Source organism: Mesorhizobium sp. P2_C5_2 (genome assembly GCF_056404535.1).
Genome location: NZ_JBFUDV010000005.1, coordinates 292,443 through 308,406, shown reverse-complemented (window position 1 = coordinate 308,406; position 15,964 = coordinate 292,443). Strand labels below are relative to the sequence as shown.

The window sequence follows — 15,964 nt, the reverse complement described above, 5'->3', positions numbered from 1 at the left end:
TGGTTGGGAAAATCCCGGAAGGCCGACCGGACACCGTCGTCCGCCGTCATTTACCATACGGAAATCATCGCCGATGTGCTGGTGCCCGAACGCGCGGAGCATGTGCGCTTCTTCAGCCGCAAGCTGGTTCGCGCCGGCAAGTTGCGTACCTTCAACAACAGGGATTTTCGCGAGCTGCTGTTAGCCGCCTTCTATCTCGGCGTCGCGGCATTGCTGCCGGTCAGCTGGTGGGCCGCGATCTGCAGCCGCGTATCGGGGCTGCGCCTCAAGCGCCACACCCGCAAGGATTTCGTGCGCTATGCCGCCGCGACGCGCGCCGTGCTCGGCAACGGCATCGATGCGCAAAAGCTGTTCAGGGCTCTGCTCTATTCCAACCATCGCCGGCGGCTGCTGCTTGCCGTGCATCTCGTCGGCCGCCGCTGGTCGCCCGATATCCGGCTGGAGGGACTGGAAGGCCTGCAGGCGGCGCTGAAGCGCGGCCACGGCGCCATCATCTGGTGCGATCAGTTCACGGCCCAGGCCATCATCGGCAAACGCGCGCTCTATGAAGCCGGCATCGAGGCGAACCAGCTCAGCGTCAGCGCTCACGGCATCTCCGATTCGACATTCGGCCTGCGCTTCCTGAACCCGCCGATGGTCCGGGTCGAGAACCGGTTCCTGAAAAGCCGGATCGTGTTCGAACGCAGCGACGCCTACCAGGTCACCGGCCGGATTCAGAAGGTCCTTGGCAACAACGGCGTCGTCCTGGTGACCAACACCATCCATGCCGGCTCGACATTCACCGAAGTCGGCATTGGCGAAAGCGGCTGGACCCACCTCGCCTCGGCGCCGGCGAATTTCGCCGCCAGAGGCAAGGCGGCGCTGTTTTCCATGTCGACTTTCGAGACCGATCCGTTCCGCCAGTACCGCGCCATCCTGAGTCCCGAACTGGTGCCGGCCCCGGCGGGAGCCGGCGAGCCCACGACGAGGACTGGCGGCACCAAGAACATGGCGTTGCAGGCCGAGTACATCCTGCTCAAGCGCGACCGCTTGCTGGAGGCGCTGAAGCTCTATCCCGAGCAAATGATGGCCTGGTCCGGCCATGACCGGTTCACCGAACGGCCGGAAAGCGCCTTGCCCGACGACGGTGGTTCATGATTTTGCGCCGGCCAGCAGGCTGGCAACGGCGGTGACGATGTCAGCCACTGGACGTGTGGCATCGACCGTCAGCGCCTGCTCGTCGGCGCTAGGCGGCTCAAGGATGGCGAACTGGCTTTCGACCAGGCTGGCCGGCATGAAATGCCCCTTGCGGCTGGCGACGCGCCGCTTGGCGGTTGCGGGATCGATCTCCAGATAGACGAAAACGATATCCCGGCGAAAACCACGCAGACGATCGCGATAGCTGCGCTTCAGTGCCGAGCAGGCGGCGACCACCCTCTGGCCGCTGCCGGCCAGGTCCGCGATCCGCTGGCCAATGGCATCGAGCCAGCCTTGGCGAAGCTGATCGGTGAGCGGCTCGCCGCTCGCCATGCGCGCGACGTTTTCGGGCGGGTGCAGCCTGTCGCCTTCGACAAAGATCGCCCCTTCCGCTGCTGCCAGCACCTTGCCGACGGCCGACTTGCCGCAGCCGGCGACGCCCATCACAACGATGGCCCGAGGCACCGAGCCGGGAGCGCCCGTTGGCGCTTTTGCCGTCTTTTCGTCCACGGTCAGCGGCTTGCCGGCGCGCGGCCGTAGAGCAGGAGCATGGCGACGATGACGACGCCATAGATGATCTGCCGTCCCGCCTCTGGCATCTGCATGACCGAAAGGATGGATTGCAAAAGCGTGATCAGGATGACGCCGGCCACGGTGCCGAGATAGGAGCCGCGCCCGCCGAGGATCGAAGTGCCGCCAAGCACAACCGCGGCGATCGAGGGCAAGAGATAGGCATCGCCCATCGACTGCGCCGCCTTGGAGGCATAGCCGGCCAGAAGCACGCCCCCAAAGGCGGAGAGCCCGCCCGAAACCGCGAAGGCGATCATCACCACGCGCCGCGTGTCGATGCCGGACAGGTAGGCGGCGCGCTCGCGATTGCCGATGCCGTACACGGCACGACCGAAGCCGGTGCGGGTTAGTACGAACACGGTGACCGCGCCGACGAGAAGCCAGACGAGGACGGCGTTCGGAATGCCCGGGATGGCGAATCCCGTTGCGAGCCAACGCATCGCCGCGGTTGCCGAGTCTTGCGGTGAGAAGCCGCCCGTATAAACCACCATCAAGCCTTGCGCGACGACATTGGTGGCGAGCGTTATGATCATTGAAGGAATGCGCAGGTAAGCAACGCCGACGCCGTTGACGATGCCGATCGCGACGCCGCACAAGATGCCGAAGGGAATGGCGAGCGCCACGCCGACCGGGCCATACGCGGCAGCCGCACAGCCCATCATCGCTCCGGCCGTCACCACCCAGGGAACCGAAAGGTCGATCTGGCCCAGAAGAATGACCAGCATCATGCCCGTGGCAATGACGCCGAGAAACGACGCCACCTTCATTTGTTGAAGAAGATATTCCGGCGACAGGAAGCTGCGCGAATAGAGACTGCCCAACAGCAGAATAAGCACGATGCAAGCGAAGGACGTGACCACCGCCGGATCGGCACGGCGGATGAATTTCGGCATGCGGTTGGCGATACGGCCCATCGTTGTGTCGCTCACAGGAACCACTCCAGACGGTTGCGCACGCGCAGCAGACCGAACGCACCGATGCTTATGGCCAGCATGAGGACGACACCCTGAAGCAGCGGTTGCCAGAGCGGATCGACGTCGAAGACGAAGAGCATGTCGCCGGTGGTGCGCGCCGCGAGCGCCCCGAAAATCGCACCGACTGCGCTCCCACGTCCACCATAGAGCGAGACGCCGCCGAGCACGACGGCGGCGATGGACCAGAGTGTGTAGCCGCTCCCGCTCGCATAGGCCGCCTCGCCAGTATAGGTATAGAAGGTCAGGAACAGCCCGCCCATGGCGGCGAACAGTCCAGCCAGCGAATAGGCGGCGAATTTTGCGCGCCGGATCGGCACGCCCGACATATAGGCCGCGACCTCGGATGAGCCGGCTGCGTACGCCGCACGTCCCAGTACCGATCGCCTGAAGGGTATCCAGATCAGGAGTACCACAGCCAGCAGCGCAACCAGGCTCGCCGGCACCACGCCGAACACGCGTCCCGTCAAAGCATCGGCCAGCGTTTCGTTGACCGAGCCGCCGGGAACCGGCCGCAGCAGCAGCGCGAGTCCGAAATAGACGGAGCCCGTAGCGATCGTGGCGACGATCGGCTGTAGCCTGCCGTAAATGACCAACGCGCCATTGATCGCGCCACAGACCACACCGGCGATCAAAACCACGGCGATCCCAAAGGCTGTCGCAGTTGGCGACCCGACGACCAACCAGGATGCAAGGCAATTGGTCAGCAAGAGGATCATTCCCACCGACAGATCGATGCCGGCGGTGATGACCACCAGCGCTTGCGCCATCGCAACCAGCGCGAGCAACACGCCCTTGTTGGCCGCTGTCTGCGCGACATTGGCAGTAAGGCCAACCGGGTGGTTGGAAATATACACGGTGAACATCAGCAGGAAGATCGCCAATCCTATCAGCGTTCCGCGCTGTTCGGCTAGCCAGTAGCGCCAATCTTTCACGCTATGATCCCTTTCACGTGTCCGCTTCTTGCCTCACGAGGTTCCCCTCGCCATGGATGTTGAGGGCGCTAGCGATCAGCGTCCGCTCGGTGATCTCGGCGCCGACCAGCTCGCGCTTGATGGCGCCGTCATAGAGCACCAGCACGCGATCGCAACAGCCGATCAGTTCGTCATAGTCGGTCGAATAGAACAGGATAGCCGCCCCCGCATCGGCCAGCTTGCGCATCAGCTGATAGAGTTCCTGCTTGGTGCCGACATCGATGCCGCGCGTCGGATCGTTGAGCAGGATGATGCGCGGCTGGCGCATCAGCCATTTGGCGATGACCACCTTCTGCTGGTTGCCGCCCGACAACGCGCCGACCGGAATGTCAAGACCGGCCGTCTTGATCGCCAGCAGCCCGACCATGTCGTCGATCAGCCGCTGTTCGGCGGCGCGGTCAATGACGCCGGCTTTCGACAGCCGGTCGAGGGCGGCGAAGGAGAGGTTCTCGCGCACCGTCATCGGTAGCATCAGGCCTTCGGTCTTGCGGTCCTCAGGGATCAGCGCCATGCCGATGCGGTCGCCGCGCGCCGCTGCCGGGCTGGCGATCGAAACCGGCTTGCCGTCGATAAGGATCTGGCCGCTAAGGCCGCGCAGCACACCGAAAAAGGCAAGCAGCAATTCGCGCTGGCCCTGGCCATCGAGACCGCCAAGGCCGACGACCTCGCCTGCCCCGACCGTCAGCGAGACATTGTCCAGCCGGTCCGTCCAGGACAGCTTGCGCGCCTCCAGCACGGGAACGGCGGCAGCTGCGGTGCGCGCGGGCTTCGGTGGGAAAATGTGGCTGTATTCGCGCCCGATCATCAGTTCGACGACTTCGTTGTCGCTCTTTGTGCCTGCCTTGTAGCTGGCGACATTGCGGCCGTTGCGAAACACGGTGCAGTGGTCGGCAAGCTCGGCGATCTCGTTCATGCGGTGCGAGATGTAAAGCAGCGCCAGCCCTTCCGAGCGCAATCGCTTGAGCACGCTGAATATCTTGGCGACATCGGCGGCAGCCAGCGCCGAAGTCGCCTCGTCGAGGATCAGGATGCGCGGCTTCCTGGCCAATGCTTTGGCGATCTCGACCATCTGTCTTCTTGAAAGCGGAAGATCCTTGACCAGCGCCAATGGATGGATGTCGGCGGCGCCAGCGCGTGCCAGCGCCTCTTCTGCGATACGGCGCTGCGCCTTGCGGTCGATCATGCCGAACCGTGTCGGCGGATCGGAGATGACGATGTTGTCGGCAACGCTGAGTTCGGGAACCAGCGACAGCTCCTGGAAGATGCAGACGATGCCGGCCTTGTTTGCAGCAGCTGGCGAAGCGAACGTCACCTCGCTGCCGTCCAGCATCATGCGGCCTTCATCAGGCGCGACGACGCCCGCCATGACCTTGATCAGCGTCGATTTGCCGGCGCCGTTTTCGCCGAGAATGGCGTGGATGCTACCGGATGAGACCGAAAGCTCGGCCTTTTCCAGCGCCCGCACACCACCATAGCGCTTGGATATACCTTCCATCTGGAAGAGCGGAACCGCACCGTCCATCGGCCCTCCCGAGGCACTTTGACGACCAGGGATATCGAGTGGCCGGCGCCGCGGAAATCCCGCGGCGCCGGATATGCCGTCTATTGGTCAGCCTTGGTCTGGCCCATGATTTCCTGCGCGGTGAAATTAATGCCGCAGGTCGGGAAGGAATTGCCGACGAAGAAATTGTCTGACTGGTCGGGGAAGAAATCCTGACCGGCCTTGAAGTTCGGATCTTCGACGATGGCCAGCGGCAGCTTGACCGCTTGCGGGACGACATTGCCTTCGAGCGCGGCAATCGCCGTCTTGATGGCAACCGCGACCTGCGCCGGACCAGTGCCGGCCGATGAGCATTTCAGCCCGTCGCCGGCATGTGCCGCGCAGAATTTGCGGAAGCCGTTCTCGGTCTCGCCGCCGAACGGCACGAAGGCATGCTTGGCGTCGATCATCGCCTGCACGATGCCGGTGTCGCCGCCTTGCCCGGTAATGCCATCGAACGGACCGTTGGTGGCAATGGCGTCGGCCGTGGCTTTCTGCGCCACGCCGTCGTCCCATTTGCCGACCACCTCGGTAACGTCCCATTTCTTGCCGGAGCCATCGAGCACTTCATGGATGCCGTTGTGACGGTCGGTGTCGACGGAGGTTCCGGCAACGCCGCGCACTTCGAGCACCTTGCCGCCATTCGGCACATGACTGACCAGCCATTTGCCCCACAATTCGCCAAGGCCTTTCTGGTCGACATTGACGTTGATGGCGTCCTTGGTGTCGAGAATATTGTCGAAGGCAACCAGAATGACACCGGCTTCCTTGGCGCGCTTGATGACCGGCCCGAAAGCGGTCGGGTTCTGTGCGTTGACGACGATCGCGTCATAACCGGAATCGATGAAGTTGTTGATCGCAGAGATCTGAGCCGGCACGTCCTCACCGGTCGAGACGACCTTGAATTCCTTTAGTTTCGCAGCGACCTCCGGCTGTGCCGCATAGGCCTTGGCGGTCTGCACCATCTGGATGCGCCATGTGTTGGCGATATAGCCATTGGCGAGCGCGATGCGGTATGGGCCGTCTTTCTTGGGGAACTTGAAGAACTGCGTATCGGCCGCCCACGGCGCGAAGCAATCCGGCTCGGCCGACGGTCCCTTGACGACTTCAGGGTCGGCCATGGCCGACGAACTCAGCATGACGAATGCAGTGGCGGCAACGATGCCACCAACAAGTGACTTGATCATCGATATTCCTCCCAGTTGCAGTTTTATTTGATGCTGCTTGTCGTGGTGCGTTTTCCACGCCCGGCGAAGGCCCTCCAGCCTTGCGGGCGGCACGTCTCAAGGGCCCGAAACCGGCCCGATCCCCTCCCCCTCGCCGCTTCACGGGCGAGAAACGAAACCTAGCATATTATACATAATAAACAAGCATGAGCTGTTGCTTATGTATAATAAACAGGCATGGCCTTCCGCCAAAACGCCCGCTCGACGAAAATGGTAGCGCTACCATGACGTTGTGTAAAGCACCATTTGCTGAGGTCGCCAAAGCGTGTTCAGCGTGCGGTGCTCTCGCGAGGCTTGAGCTCGAAACCGAGATCGACGAGCCGCTGCTCAGGCCTTTGCCCGGCGATCGCCGCCAGTGCCATGGCAACCGCCCGGCGTCCGATTTCATAGCGAGGGGTGCGGATGCTGGTGAGCGGCGGGAACGCCGCCTGCATCATCTCAAGGTCGTTGAAGCCGACAATGCCGATTGTCTTCGGCACGTCGAGTGCGGCGCTATGGCATTCGAACAGAACGCCGAGCGCGATATCGTCATTGTTGCAGAAGACGCCGTCGAGCGCCGGCATCTTCGCCAGCGCATCGCGAAGCAGCTCGCGGCCGAGCGTCATGCTGGACAGTAGCGGCGTGGTGGTGATCAGCCGCGGGTCGAACAGGCCGGCCTTCTCCATTGCGGCGCGATAGCCGGCCAAGCGCCGCTGTGAGCGTGGATCCATACGCGCGCCGATGAAGCCGATGCGACGGTAGCCCGCCTCAATCAGATGCTCGGTCGCTGTCCGGCCACCGTCGAAATGCGAGAAGCCGACCAGCATGTCGACCGGGTCGGGCCCGGTCTCCATCACCTGCACCACCGGGCAGCCCGCGCTCTCCAGCAGTCTTCGCGAGGTCGGCGTCTGGTCGATACCGGCCACGATAAGCGCCGCCGGGCGCTGCGGCGCGAACACCTGCAGCAGGCGCTCCTCCTCGAGGCCGGAATAGTGGGTGTTGCCGAGCTGGACGCGGAACGGACCGTCCGACAGGCTGTCATAGATGCCGCGCACCACTTCGGCGAAGACGTTGTTGGTGAGCGACGGCACCAGCACGCCGAACACATCGGCGCGCGCCGAGGCCAGCGCCCGCGCATTGGGATCCGGCACATAACCGAGCTCGTCGACAGCGGCCTGGATCTGGCGGCGCAGATCTTGGCTGACGCGGTCGGGCTCGCGCAGCGCCCGCGACACGGTGATGGCGCCGACGCCGGCCTTGCGCGCCACATCGGAGATCGTCGGGCGGCCGCCGCCACGGCGCGAGCGTGGCTTGGTCATGGCCCTGCCCTTTGCGTCGCGCGCGATTGCGGCTTCGTCGTCTCTGTTGCCATGTTTGTCCGGCTTCCCCACTACGCCATGCCAGCTTGGCGTCGCGCAGCAACTGGCGATTGTCAAGCCGACGGCAGGTTGCGGCGTCGCCGGCTGAAGTCCTTCAGGCCGTAACCATGGCCGGGCGCCCGGCCCTCCTCATCAGCAAAAGGATGGCCGCCACATTGATCAGGTTCCACGCGATCCCGTTGAGAAACGCAGCCGCGTAGGAGCCAGTCAGGTCGTAGATCCAGCCCGACATCCAGCCACCGATCGCCATGCCGAAAATGGTCGCCATCATGACGATACCGATGCGCTGGCCGGCCTCCTTGGCGGGCAGGTATTCGCGCACGATGATGGCATAGCAAGGCACGATGCCGCCTTGCGACAGGCCGAACACCAGCGACACGACATAGAGCGAGGCGAGCCCGTCGAACGGGATGTAAAACAGCAGCGACAGGCATTGCAGCACGGAACCGATAAGCAGGGTTTTCACGCCGCCGATGCGGTCGGCGACAAAGCCGGAGGCGAGCCGGCTGACAACGCCCGCCGCCATCATGATCGACAGCATGTCGGCGCCATGCGCGATGCCGTAGCCAAGATCCATGCAATAGGCGACGATGTGCACCTGCGGCATCGACATCGCCACGCAGCAGCCGAGACCGGCGATGACCAGCAGCACCTGCAATGCCGCCGGCGAGATTGAAATCGGCTGCACAGGCCGACTTCCCGGCGAGCCGGCCGCCGTCGCGTTTGGAGCACCGCGCCGCAGCAACAGCACCAGCGGTATCATGGTGACCAGACAAAAGATGCCGATGGCGGCATAGGTGAAGCGCCAGCCTTCCGCCTTGATCAGCGTCGGCATGATGGTTGGCCAGAGCGCTCCGGCGAGATAGTTGCCCGCCGCCGCCGCCGTGACGGCGACGCCGCGTCGACGATTGAACCAGTGCGAAATGTCGGCGATCAGCGGTCCGAAGATCACCGATGAGCCAAGGCCGATCAGCACCCCCTGGGCAAGGGTGAATTGCAGGATCGACGTCGACGCCGCCGCGAGCAGCAGTCCGGCGGCGAGTGCGACCGAGGAGATCAGCGCCGGGATCCAATAGCCCATGCGATCAATGGCGCGGCCGACCAGCACGTTGCCGGCGGCAAAGCCCACCATGGTTGCGGTGTAGGGCATCGATGCCGCAGCGCGGTCAATGCCAAATTCAGCCTGCACGGCCGGCAACACCACCACGACGGCCCACATGCCGACCGCGCCGATCGTCGCCAGCAGCATCGAGATGGCAAGCCGCATCCAGGCATAAGAGCTGTCGATGCCAGGGCTATCAGCCTGATTGGCGACGATTGGGGTCAAGGCGTTTCCTGTCCGAGGTCTGGGAAGTCGACCATTCCAGCGCCACTATCGGCGCATTCGCGGCGACGGGCAGCGCCACAGGGCTTCGATCCGTGGCTCCAGCGATTGGTTCTGCCAAATTCACCTCAACTGGACCTAGTGACAGGTCCTCTTTCCCTTCAGTTTGCAGCCTCGGCATTGTGTTTCCCCAGGCCTGCAAAGTGGCGGCATGACGGTCAAGATCGGCATCAATCCCATCACCTGGAGCAATGACGATGTGCCCGAACTCGGCGGTGACACGCCGCTGGAGACCTGCCTGTCGGAAACCAGGCAGGCCGGTTATCGCGGCACCGAGCTCGGCGGCAAATTCCCCAGGCGAAGCGACGAACTTGGACCGCTCCTGTCCTCATACGGATTGGAGCTCGTCTCCGGCTGGTATGACGGCCGCATTCTCGACCGCACGGTCAACGAGGAGTTAGCCGCCATCACCCCGCATCTCACCCTGCTGCGCGACCTCGGCTCCAAGGTCGTCGTCTATGCCGACACGTCGCGCGGCCGTCACGACGGTATCTTCGCACCGATCTCGCAGCGTCCCCGTCTAGCCGACGGCGAGTGGGCCGCCTATGGCGAGAAGCTGACCCAGCTCGCCGATCGCATGGCCGCCTTCGGCGTCGGCATGGCCTTCCACCACCATATGGGCACCATCGTCGAGACCGACGACGAGGTCGGCAGGCTGATGGCGACGACAGGCAAAAGCGTCGGCCTGCTGTTCGATTCCGGCCATTGCCTGTTCTCGGGCGGCGACCCGCTCTCCCTCCTGAATCGGCACCTCGACCGCATCGTGCATTTCCACTGCAAAGACGTCCGCGCGGCCGTGCTGGAAAAGGCGAGGCGCGAAGACATGAGTTTCATGGCGGCGGTTATGGAGGGGATTTTCACTGTGCCTGGCGATGGCTCCGTCGACTTCCTGTCGTTGCTGAAGCCTCTCGCAAAACGGGGTTTCGAAGGCTGGATCGTCGTCGAGGCCGAACAGGATCCAGCCAAGGCAAATCCCTTGACCTATGCCACGAAGGGTTACGCTTCGCTTCTCGCCACGGCTCGCAAGGCCGGGTTTGAGGTGGCGACACGAGACTTGGCCTGACCACCGCCGGGGGGGCTGGCGGTCGGCCGGTTGGGCGCGCGCCTCGGTAGGGGTAGCGACGCGAAAGCGCCCGGCGATCCGCGCCGCCGCCCTCCCTTGGCGGCGCGGGTCGCAGAATTCTCGGCCCCGGCTTGGTGAGGCCGAGTTTTCGACCCTGGAGTTTCCGGCTTGAGGCTGGCGGCAAGCCGTGCCTTGATGCGGGTGGAGGAGCGACATGGCATTCGAGGCGGCACTCGGTTTGGAACGGCTTTGCACCATCCGTGAGATTGCGCAAAAGGCGGAACTCGGCGCCGCCACCGTGCATCGCGCGCTGAAGAATAGCCGCGAGGTCCGTGCCGAAACCAGGCGGCTGGTGTTTGAGACCGTCTACCTTCTAAACGAAGAAAAGATCGCCCGCGCAGCCCGGTTCGTCGGAGACTAGGCTTGGCCGACCATATGCGCCTTTCCCTCGACATCATGTCGGTCGACCGCGGCTCGGACGAACCGATGCACCGGCAGATCTACGGCGCCTTGCGGCGCTTCATCCTCGACGGCCAGATCCAGCAGAACACGCTTTTGCCATCGACCCGCTCGCTGGCCGAGGATCTGAAGGTCGGCCGCAACACGGTGATCGCCGCCTACGACCAGCTGCTTGCCGAAGGCTTCATCGAGGCGCGCGCCGGCTCCGGCACCTGGGTGGCACCGATACAACAGAAGCGCCCGCCGGCCTCGCTCCGCGCCGGCCTTGCCGCTCCGCAAAAGCTTTCGCGGCGCGGACAGACCATCGTCAACGGCCCGCAGCCGCCGCGCAATGCCGGCGTCATCAACTTCCATCCCGGCGTGCCGGAAACGGCGTCCTTTCCCTTCACCATCTGGTCGAGCCTTTTGGTTCGCAATGCGCGCAGTCGCGACGAGAACCTGCTCGGCTATCTCTCCTTCGCCGGTCATCCCGGCCTGCGCCAGGCCATCGCCTCGACCATCAGCCTGTCGCGCGGCATCAACTGCACCGCCGACCAGGTCATCATCGTCACTGGCGCGCAGGCAGCACTCGACCTCGCCTCGCGCGTGCTGATGGACGAAGGCGATCATGTCTGGATGGAGGAACCCGGCTATCTCGGCGCCAAGAGCGCCTTCCTCGCCAGCGGCGCCCAGCTTGCGCCCCTAAAGGTCGACCGGCACGGCTGGCACCTCGCCGACCCCGAACTGCCTCCGCCACGGCTGATCTATGTGACGCCGTCCTGCCAATGGCCGTTCGGTACCATCATGCGCATCGAGGAACGGCTGCAACTGCTCGACATCGCCGAGCGCCACGGCGCCTGGATCGTCGAGGACGACTATGACGGCGAATACCGCTACCGCGGCCGGCCGGTGCCGGCGCTGCGCGGCCTCGATCACGCCGACCGCGTCGTCTATATCGGCTCCTTCGGCAAGACGCTGATCCCGGCACTCCGCATCGGCTATCTGATCGTGCCGCGCGAATTGTCTGTACCCTTCGACCGCGCCGTCTCGATCACCGGCCAGTTCGCGCCGCTGATCCTGCAGGCGACGGTCAACGACTTCATCACGCAAGGCTATTTCGCCACGCATCTGAAGCGCATGCGCCGCCTCTACGCGCGCCGGCAGGCGAATTTCGTCAAACTATGCCAGGAGCATCTGGCCGAATGGCTGACGGTGACCGAGAACGATTCCGGCATGCAATTGCTGGCCAGTTTCACAAGACCTTACAAGGACAGCGATGTCGTCGCCGCCGGCGTCAAGGAAGGGCTCGACGTGCAAGGCATCTCGATCAACTACCATTCGAGCGAGCCCGAGCACGGCCTGCTGCTCGGCTATGCCGCGATGGACGAACGCCAGATCCTGCGCGCGGTGCTGGCGTTGCGCGCTGCATTCATAAGGCTCGACCGGAGCTAGTACCTCTGCACAGAACCCTCTGATGAACCGAGGGCGGGGTGACCTGGAAATGGCGCTGTTGAAATACTTTTAGAACGACGCGAACCGAAACTGCATTCCCAGCCCTCTTACCTTTCGAGCGTGCCATTGCGCTTGCAACTTTGGGGGGTTTACCGTGCTTTATGTCAAGAATGTACCTGGATGGGAACGCGCGGTTCGTGTCGTTGCCGGTTTGGCCATGATCGCCTGCGGCTTGCTGGGCTTAAGTGGGCTTATGATCGGCTATGCGATTGCTGGCGTCGGCGTCAGCACACTGCTCACCGGCTTCATCGGTTTTTGTCCTATGTGTGCCATGGCGGGCCGCCGCTTGGATGCCGCGAACCGCCGCCTCGACACTGCGAAGTAGGACACCCGCATGTACACGCCGAAGTATGACCTGGCTCTGGTTGACGACGCGCGCAATGGCGACAAGCAAGCCATCTTGGCTTTGCTGGACCTCGCACAGCGAGACATTCGGCGCTATGCGCGGCGCAGCTGCAGCGCTTCCGACGACGTTGACGACGTGGTGCAGGAGACATTGTGGCTACTGTACCGCCGCGTCGGAACGCTGCGCGCACTGGGCTCGATATCGGGCTGGCTGCTGGCCGTGGTACGCCGCGAATGTTTGCGCATGGCAATGCGCGCGATGGGAAAGCCGGACAATCTGGACGACGCGTTGCTGAATCCGGCCAACGTGGACCGCCTGGCACATTTGTCGCTGGACGAACTCCGGCTTGACCTTTCACGCGCGATCCAATCCCTGCCCGAACACTACCGCGAGGTGATCATACTGCGCGATATCGAAGAGATGACGATCGACGAGGTCGCCGCTTCACTGAACCTCACCCGCGAGAGCATCAAGGGTCGACTGCACCGGAGCCGGGCCCTGCTACGTGAATACCTTTTGGATTGATTGAACCACTATGAATTGGAGAGGTAAATTTCTATGAACCCCATGAACCTGTCATCTACCGCCTCGCCCAAGACAATGTTCGCCAGCAATGGTCTTGTCGAACATCTGGTCCGCGGTATTGTCGGCATCAGCGCTTTGAGTTACGCGATATCGATCTCTGTGCCACATCCATTTTGTTCGCTGGCCCTGGCTGGCGTGTCGATGGTGGCTTTTCGCGGTTGCCCCATCTGCTGGACGATCGGTCTCGTCGAGACAACCTACCGTAAGTTCAAACGCCACCATGCGGCACCGTGAATGACCATCAGTAACGATACGGCCAAAGAGTCATAATCACTGTGCAGAGCTACTAGTTCACGCTGTCGAATTTCTGCAGATCCACGGGAGCCGCCTCGCGCACTTCGACATCGTCCAGCGAGGCATTTTCCAGCGCCACGCGGGCCGCCGCGTCGATGTTATGGATCATGTCGTTGATATCGGCGTCACCATGCGCCGGGTTCATGGCGATCATCACCGTGCGGTTGAGGATTTCGAGCGAACCCTTGCCGAGATCGTCGGCATAGGTGAGCCGCAGACCCTTGTTCTCCGGCAGCGTGTAGGGATTGAGCGCCGGATGGTGGGCGCCCTCATGCATCAGCACCTGGTCCCACTGGGTGAAATTGTGGCGCCCGGTCTTGCCGGCGATGACGCTCGGAATGGTCTTGGAAAAAGTCTGCGCCGCCTGTTCGCTGGGCAGGAGATACATCACCTGCGCGGCGCAATCGTCGTCCGGGCTGTTCATCGGCGACGGCGTCAGGCCGAGATTGCCGAGATGGCGGGTGCCGGCCAGCACCTTCTTCTTCTCTGCTCGCATCGCCTCGATGATGCCGTCGAGACGGTCGAGCTGGACATTGAGCATCGCGCCCATCAACTCCGACGCGCGCGCGCCGATGCCGGCGAACGGCTTGATGCTGTCGTTGCGGCCCTGCCAGTAGAAATGGCAGGGGTCGATGGCGCAGCGCGCGCGCTCCGCCACCTTCGGATCGCTGGTGGCGATGCCGCCGCCCTCGCCCGACGTCATATTCTTGAAGTAGTTGAAGGAGTAAGCGCCGGCATGGCCGATCGAGCCGAGCTTTTTCCCCTCATAGCCGCCGCCAATACCCTGGCAGACATCTTCCAGCACCAGCAGGCCGCGTTTTTTGGCGATGTCCATGATGGCGTTCATGTTGCAGGCAGCACCCCACATATGCACGGGGATGACCGCCTTGGTGCGCGGGCCGATAGCGTCACGCAGGGCTGCCGGATCGATGGTCAGGCTCTCGTCGATATCGACAATGACCGGAATGGCGCCGACCGACAGCACGGCGGTCGCGGTGGCCATGTAGGTGTGCGCCGGCACCAGCACCTCGTCGCCAGGCCCGATGCCGAGCCCGATCAGGCCGGCGGCAAGCCCATAGGTACCGCTGGCGGCGAGCGCGAAATGCTCGACGCCGAGATGCCTGGCATAGCGGGCCTCGAAGCGATTGCATTCGCTGTTCTCGCCATAACGAAACAGCGCGCCCGAGCGGATCACCCTGGCAATGGCTTCGATCTCTTCTTCGCCGGCGGTGTACATGGCAAGTCTCCACATCGCTTGATGGTGTGAAAGCAGTACGCTTGCAGCCGCTGTTTGAAAGAACCACTCTACCGCGATCGGACCAAGCCATCACGGTTATGGTTCGGCCGGTTTTGACGGCAAAACTTGCCATGCAAATGAAATCGGCATTCCAGAGTGCTGGCCCGCGGAAATCGTACCCATCCGAATTCGCTGAAGTGGCCCTGTCGGAAAGCCGGCTTTGGGCGTTCCATCGCGTCCAGTTGGGCAAACGGTCGGTTCCATGCAGCACGGGACACACTTCGGAAGACCCTCGCAACCGGCATGCCGGCAAGACGGTGGCCGTCCATGAGGCGGCAGCTTGTCTTGCACGAAGACGATGTCGGCATGTGCCATGGCGCCAACAGCGCCTTCCTCGAACTGACCGGGCTCGGCGCCTGCAGCTCCGGCGCGGTGATGGTGCCGTGCCCGTGGTTCCCGGAGATGGCCGAAGCGGCAGCTGCCGATCCGCGGCTCGATCTCGGCGTCCACCTGACGCTGAACAGCGAAAAGCAGCACTACAAATGGCGGCCGTTGACGTCGCCGTCGCGCGCGGCCGGCCTGACCGACGAGTTCGGCTATTTCTGGCCCGACGTCGCGACAACCCGCCGCAAGGCAGCGCCGCAAGCCGTGGAAACCGAGCTGCGCGCCCAGATCGACACCGCCTACCGCGCCGGCATCGACGTCACCCATCTCGACGCGCATATGGGGGCGGCACTGTCGCCGGAGTTTTGCGACGTCTACATCAAGCTCGGCCTGGAATATCGGCTGCCGGTGCTGCTGACCAAAACGCTTTCGGCCTATTCGCCCAACGACAATCTGGTCGGCGTGACCGAAGCGGCCTTCCAGCGCGGCGTCGCCGAGGCCCGCGCCAAAGACTTTGTCATCTTCGACGCCGCCATCCAGACGACCTGGGGCCGTCCACGCTCGAAGCCGATAGAGCCAGCCTACAAGGCATTGGTCGAAGGCGTGCGCGAAGGCCTGACCTTCTTCTGCCTGCATTTCAACGCGCCGGGCGAACTCGAACTTATCGAGCCGCGCTCCGCCTATATCCGCACCGAGGAATATGAGCTGTTCCGCGATCAGGGTTTTCGCGACTGGCTCGGCGCGCAGGACATCGACATCATCGGCATGAAGCCGTTGCGCGAGGAACTGCGCGCAAGGCTCGGAGGATCGACACCGGCAAAGGCCCGCAAAGCGGCCGCCCGGTCAGCGCCGTAAGCCGATCGGTCGGCCAATGGCGCAAAGAGGGAATTGGAACTGCAACGACAA

General features: G+C 63.4%; 16 protein-coding genes. 8 read left to right on the top strand and 8 right to left on the bottom strand.

Features of this window, described 5'->3' with window-relative positions:
- Positions 1-3 precede the first annotated feature (3 nt).
- Positions 4-1,137, top strand: a complete 1,134-nt coding sequence (locus AC1D1B_RS20010) for a hypothetical protein (protein WP_477334172.1) — start codon at positions 4-6, stop codon at positions 1,135-1,137.
- On the opposite strand, the gene AC1D1B_RS20005 is transcribed toward AC1D1B_RS20010, so the two are convergent.
- The 7 genes from AC1D1B_RS20005 to AC1D1B_RS19975 form a co-directional block, all read right to left on the bottom strand.
- On the bottom strand, positions 1,132-1,686 hold the full coding sequence (locus AC1D1B_RS20005; RefSeq protein ID WP_477334171.1) for a gluconokinase: 555 nt from the start codon (positions 1,684-1,686) through the stop codon (positions 1,132-1,134). The two genes, AC1D1B_RS20010 and AC1D1B_RS20005, sit on opposite strands and share 6 nt — an antisense overlap.
- 2 nt (positions 1,687-1,688) lie before the next feature.
- A complete protein-coding gene (locus AC1D1B_RS20000; RefSeq protein ID WP_477334170.1) occupies positions 1,689-2,675 on the bottom strand; it encodes an ABC transporter permease in 987 nt (328 codons plus the stop codon).
- Positions 2,672-3,652 (bottom strand): ABC transporter permease, encoded by a 981-nt coding sequence (locus AC1D1B_RS19995; protein WP_477334169.1) that lies wholly within the window; start codon positions 3,650-3,652, stop codon positions 2,672-2,674. The genes AC1D1B_RS20000 and AC1D1B_RS19995 overlap by 4 nt, the downstream gene beginning before the upstream one ends.
- Before the next feature lie 13 nt (positions 3,653-3,665).
- Positions 3,666-5,213, bottom strand: a complete 1,548-nt coding sequence (locus AC1D1B_RS19990; RefSeq protein ID WP_477334168.1) for a sugar ABC transporter ATP-binding protein — start codon at positions 5,211-5,213, stop codon at positions 3,666-3,668.
- A gap of 80 nt (positions 5,214-5,293) precedes the next feature.
- On the bottom strand, positions 5,294-6,418 hold the full coding sequence (locus AC1D1B_RS19985) for a sugar ABC transporter substrate-binding protein (RefSeq protein ID WP_477334167.1): 1,125 nt from the start codon (positions 6,416-6,418) through the stop codon (positions 5,294-5,296).
- A 308-nt stretch (positions 6,419-6,726) separates the two neighbouring features.
- A complete protein-coding gene (gntR, locus tag AC1D1B_RS19980) occupies positions 6,727-7,755 on the bottom strand; it encodes an HTH-type transcriptional regulator GntR (protein WP_477334166.1) in 1,029 nt (342 codons plus the stop codon).
- 154 nt (positions 7,756-7,909) lie between these two features.
- Positions 7,910-9,082 (bottom strand): MFS transporter, encoded by a 1,173-nt coding sequence (locus AC1D1B_RS19975; RefSeq protein ID WP_477334851.1) that lies wholly within the window; start codon positions 9,080-9,082, stop codon positions 7,910-7,912.
- A gap of 268 nt (positions 9,083-9,350) precedes the next feature.
- Between AC1D1B_RS19975 and iolE the strand changes: the two genes are divergently transcribed.
- The 6 genes from iolE to AC1D1B_RS19945 all read left to right on the top strand — a co-directional run bounded on the left by iolE (position 9,351) and on the right by AC1D1B_RS19945 (position 13,377).
- Complete coding sequence (gene iolE / locus AC1D1B_RS19970; protein ID WP_477334165.1) at positions 9,351-10,262, top strand: myo-inosose-2 dehydratase; 912 nt, start codon at positions 9,351-9,353, stop codon at positions 10,260-10,262.
- A gap of 214 nt (positions 10,263-10,476) precedes the next feature.
- Positions 10,477-10,683, top strand: a complete 207-nt coding sequence (locus AC1D1B_RS19965; protein WP_477334164.1) for a LacI family DNA-binding transcriptional regulator — start codon at positions 10,477-10,479, stop codon at positions 10,681-10,683.
- 2 nt (positions 10,684-10,685) lie between these two features.
- Positions 10,686-12,152 (top strand): rhizopine catabolism transcriptional regulator MocR, encoded by a 1,467-nt coding sequence (gene mocR / locus AC1D1B_RS19960; RefSeq protein WP_477334163.1) that lies wholly within the window; start codon positions 10,686-10,688, stop codon positions 12,150-12,152.
- Between the two features lie 154 nt (positions 12,153-12,306).
- Positions 12,307-12,537 (top strand): YgaP family membrane protein, encoded by a 231-nt coding sequence (locus AC1D1B_RS19955; protein WP_024321926.1) that lies wholly within the window; start codon positions 12,307-12,309, stop codon positions 12,535-12,537.
- A 9-nt stretch (positions 12,538-12,546) separates the two neighbouring features.
- Entirely contained in the window at positions 12,547-13,083 is a 537-nt protein-coding gene (locus AC1D1B_RS19950) for an RNA polymerase sigma factor (protein ID WP_477312236.1), read from the top strand.
- Between the two features lie 33 nt (positions 13,084-13,116).
- Positions 13,117-13,377: a hypothetical protein gene (locus AC1D1B_RS19945; RefSeq protein WP_477334162.1), complete on the top strand. Its 261-nt coding sequence runs from the start codon at positions 13,117-13,119 to the stop codon at positions 13,375-13,377.
- A 52-nt stretch (positions 13,378-13,429) separates the two neighbouring features.
- Here AC1D1B_RS19945 and AC1D1B_RS19940 read toward each other — a convergent pair whose 3' ends face one another.
- Positions 13,430-14,674: a DegT/DnrJ/EryC1/StrS family aminotransferase gene (locus tag AC1D1B_RS19940; RefSeq protein WP_477334161.1), complete on the bottom strand. Its 1,245-nt coding sequence runs from the start codon at positions 14,672-14,674 to the stop codon at positions 13,430-13,432.
- 327 nt (positions 14,675-15,001) lie between these two features.
- Here AC1D1B_RS19940 and AC1D1B_RS19935 point away from each other — a divergent pair, with 327 nt between their 5' ends.
- A complete protein-coding gene (locus tag AC1D1B_RS19935) occupies positions 15,002-15,913 on the top strand; it encodes a polysaccharide deacetylase family protein (protein WP_477334160.1) in 912 nt (303 codons plus the stop codon).
- Positions 15,914-15,964 lie beyond the last annotated feature (51 nt).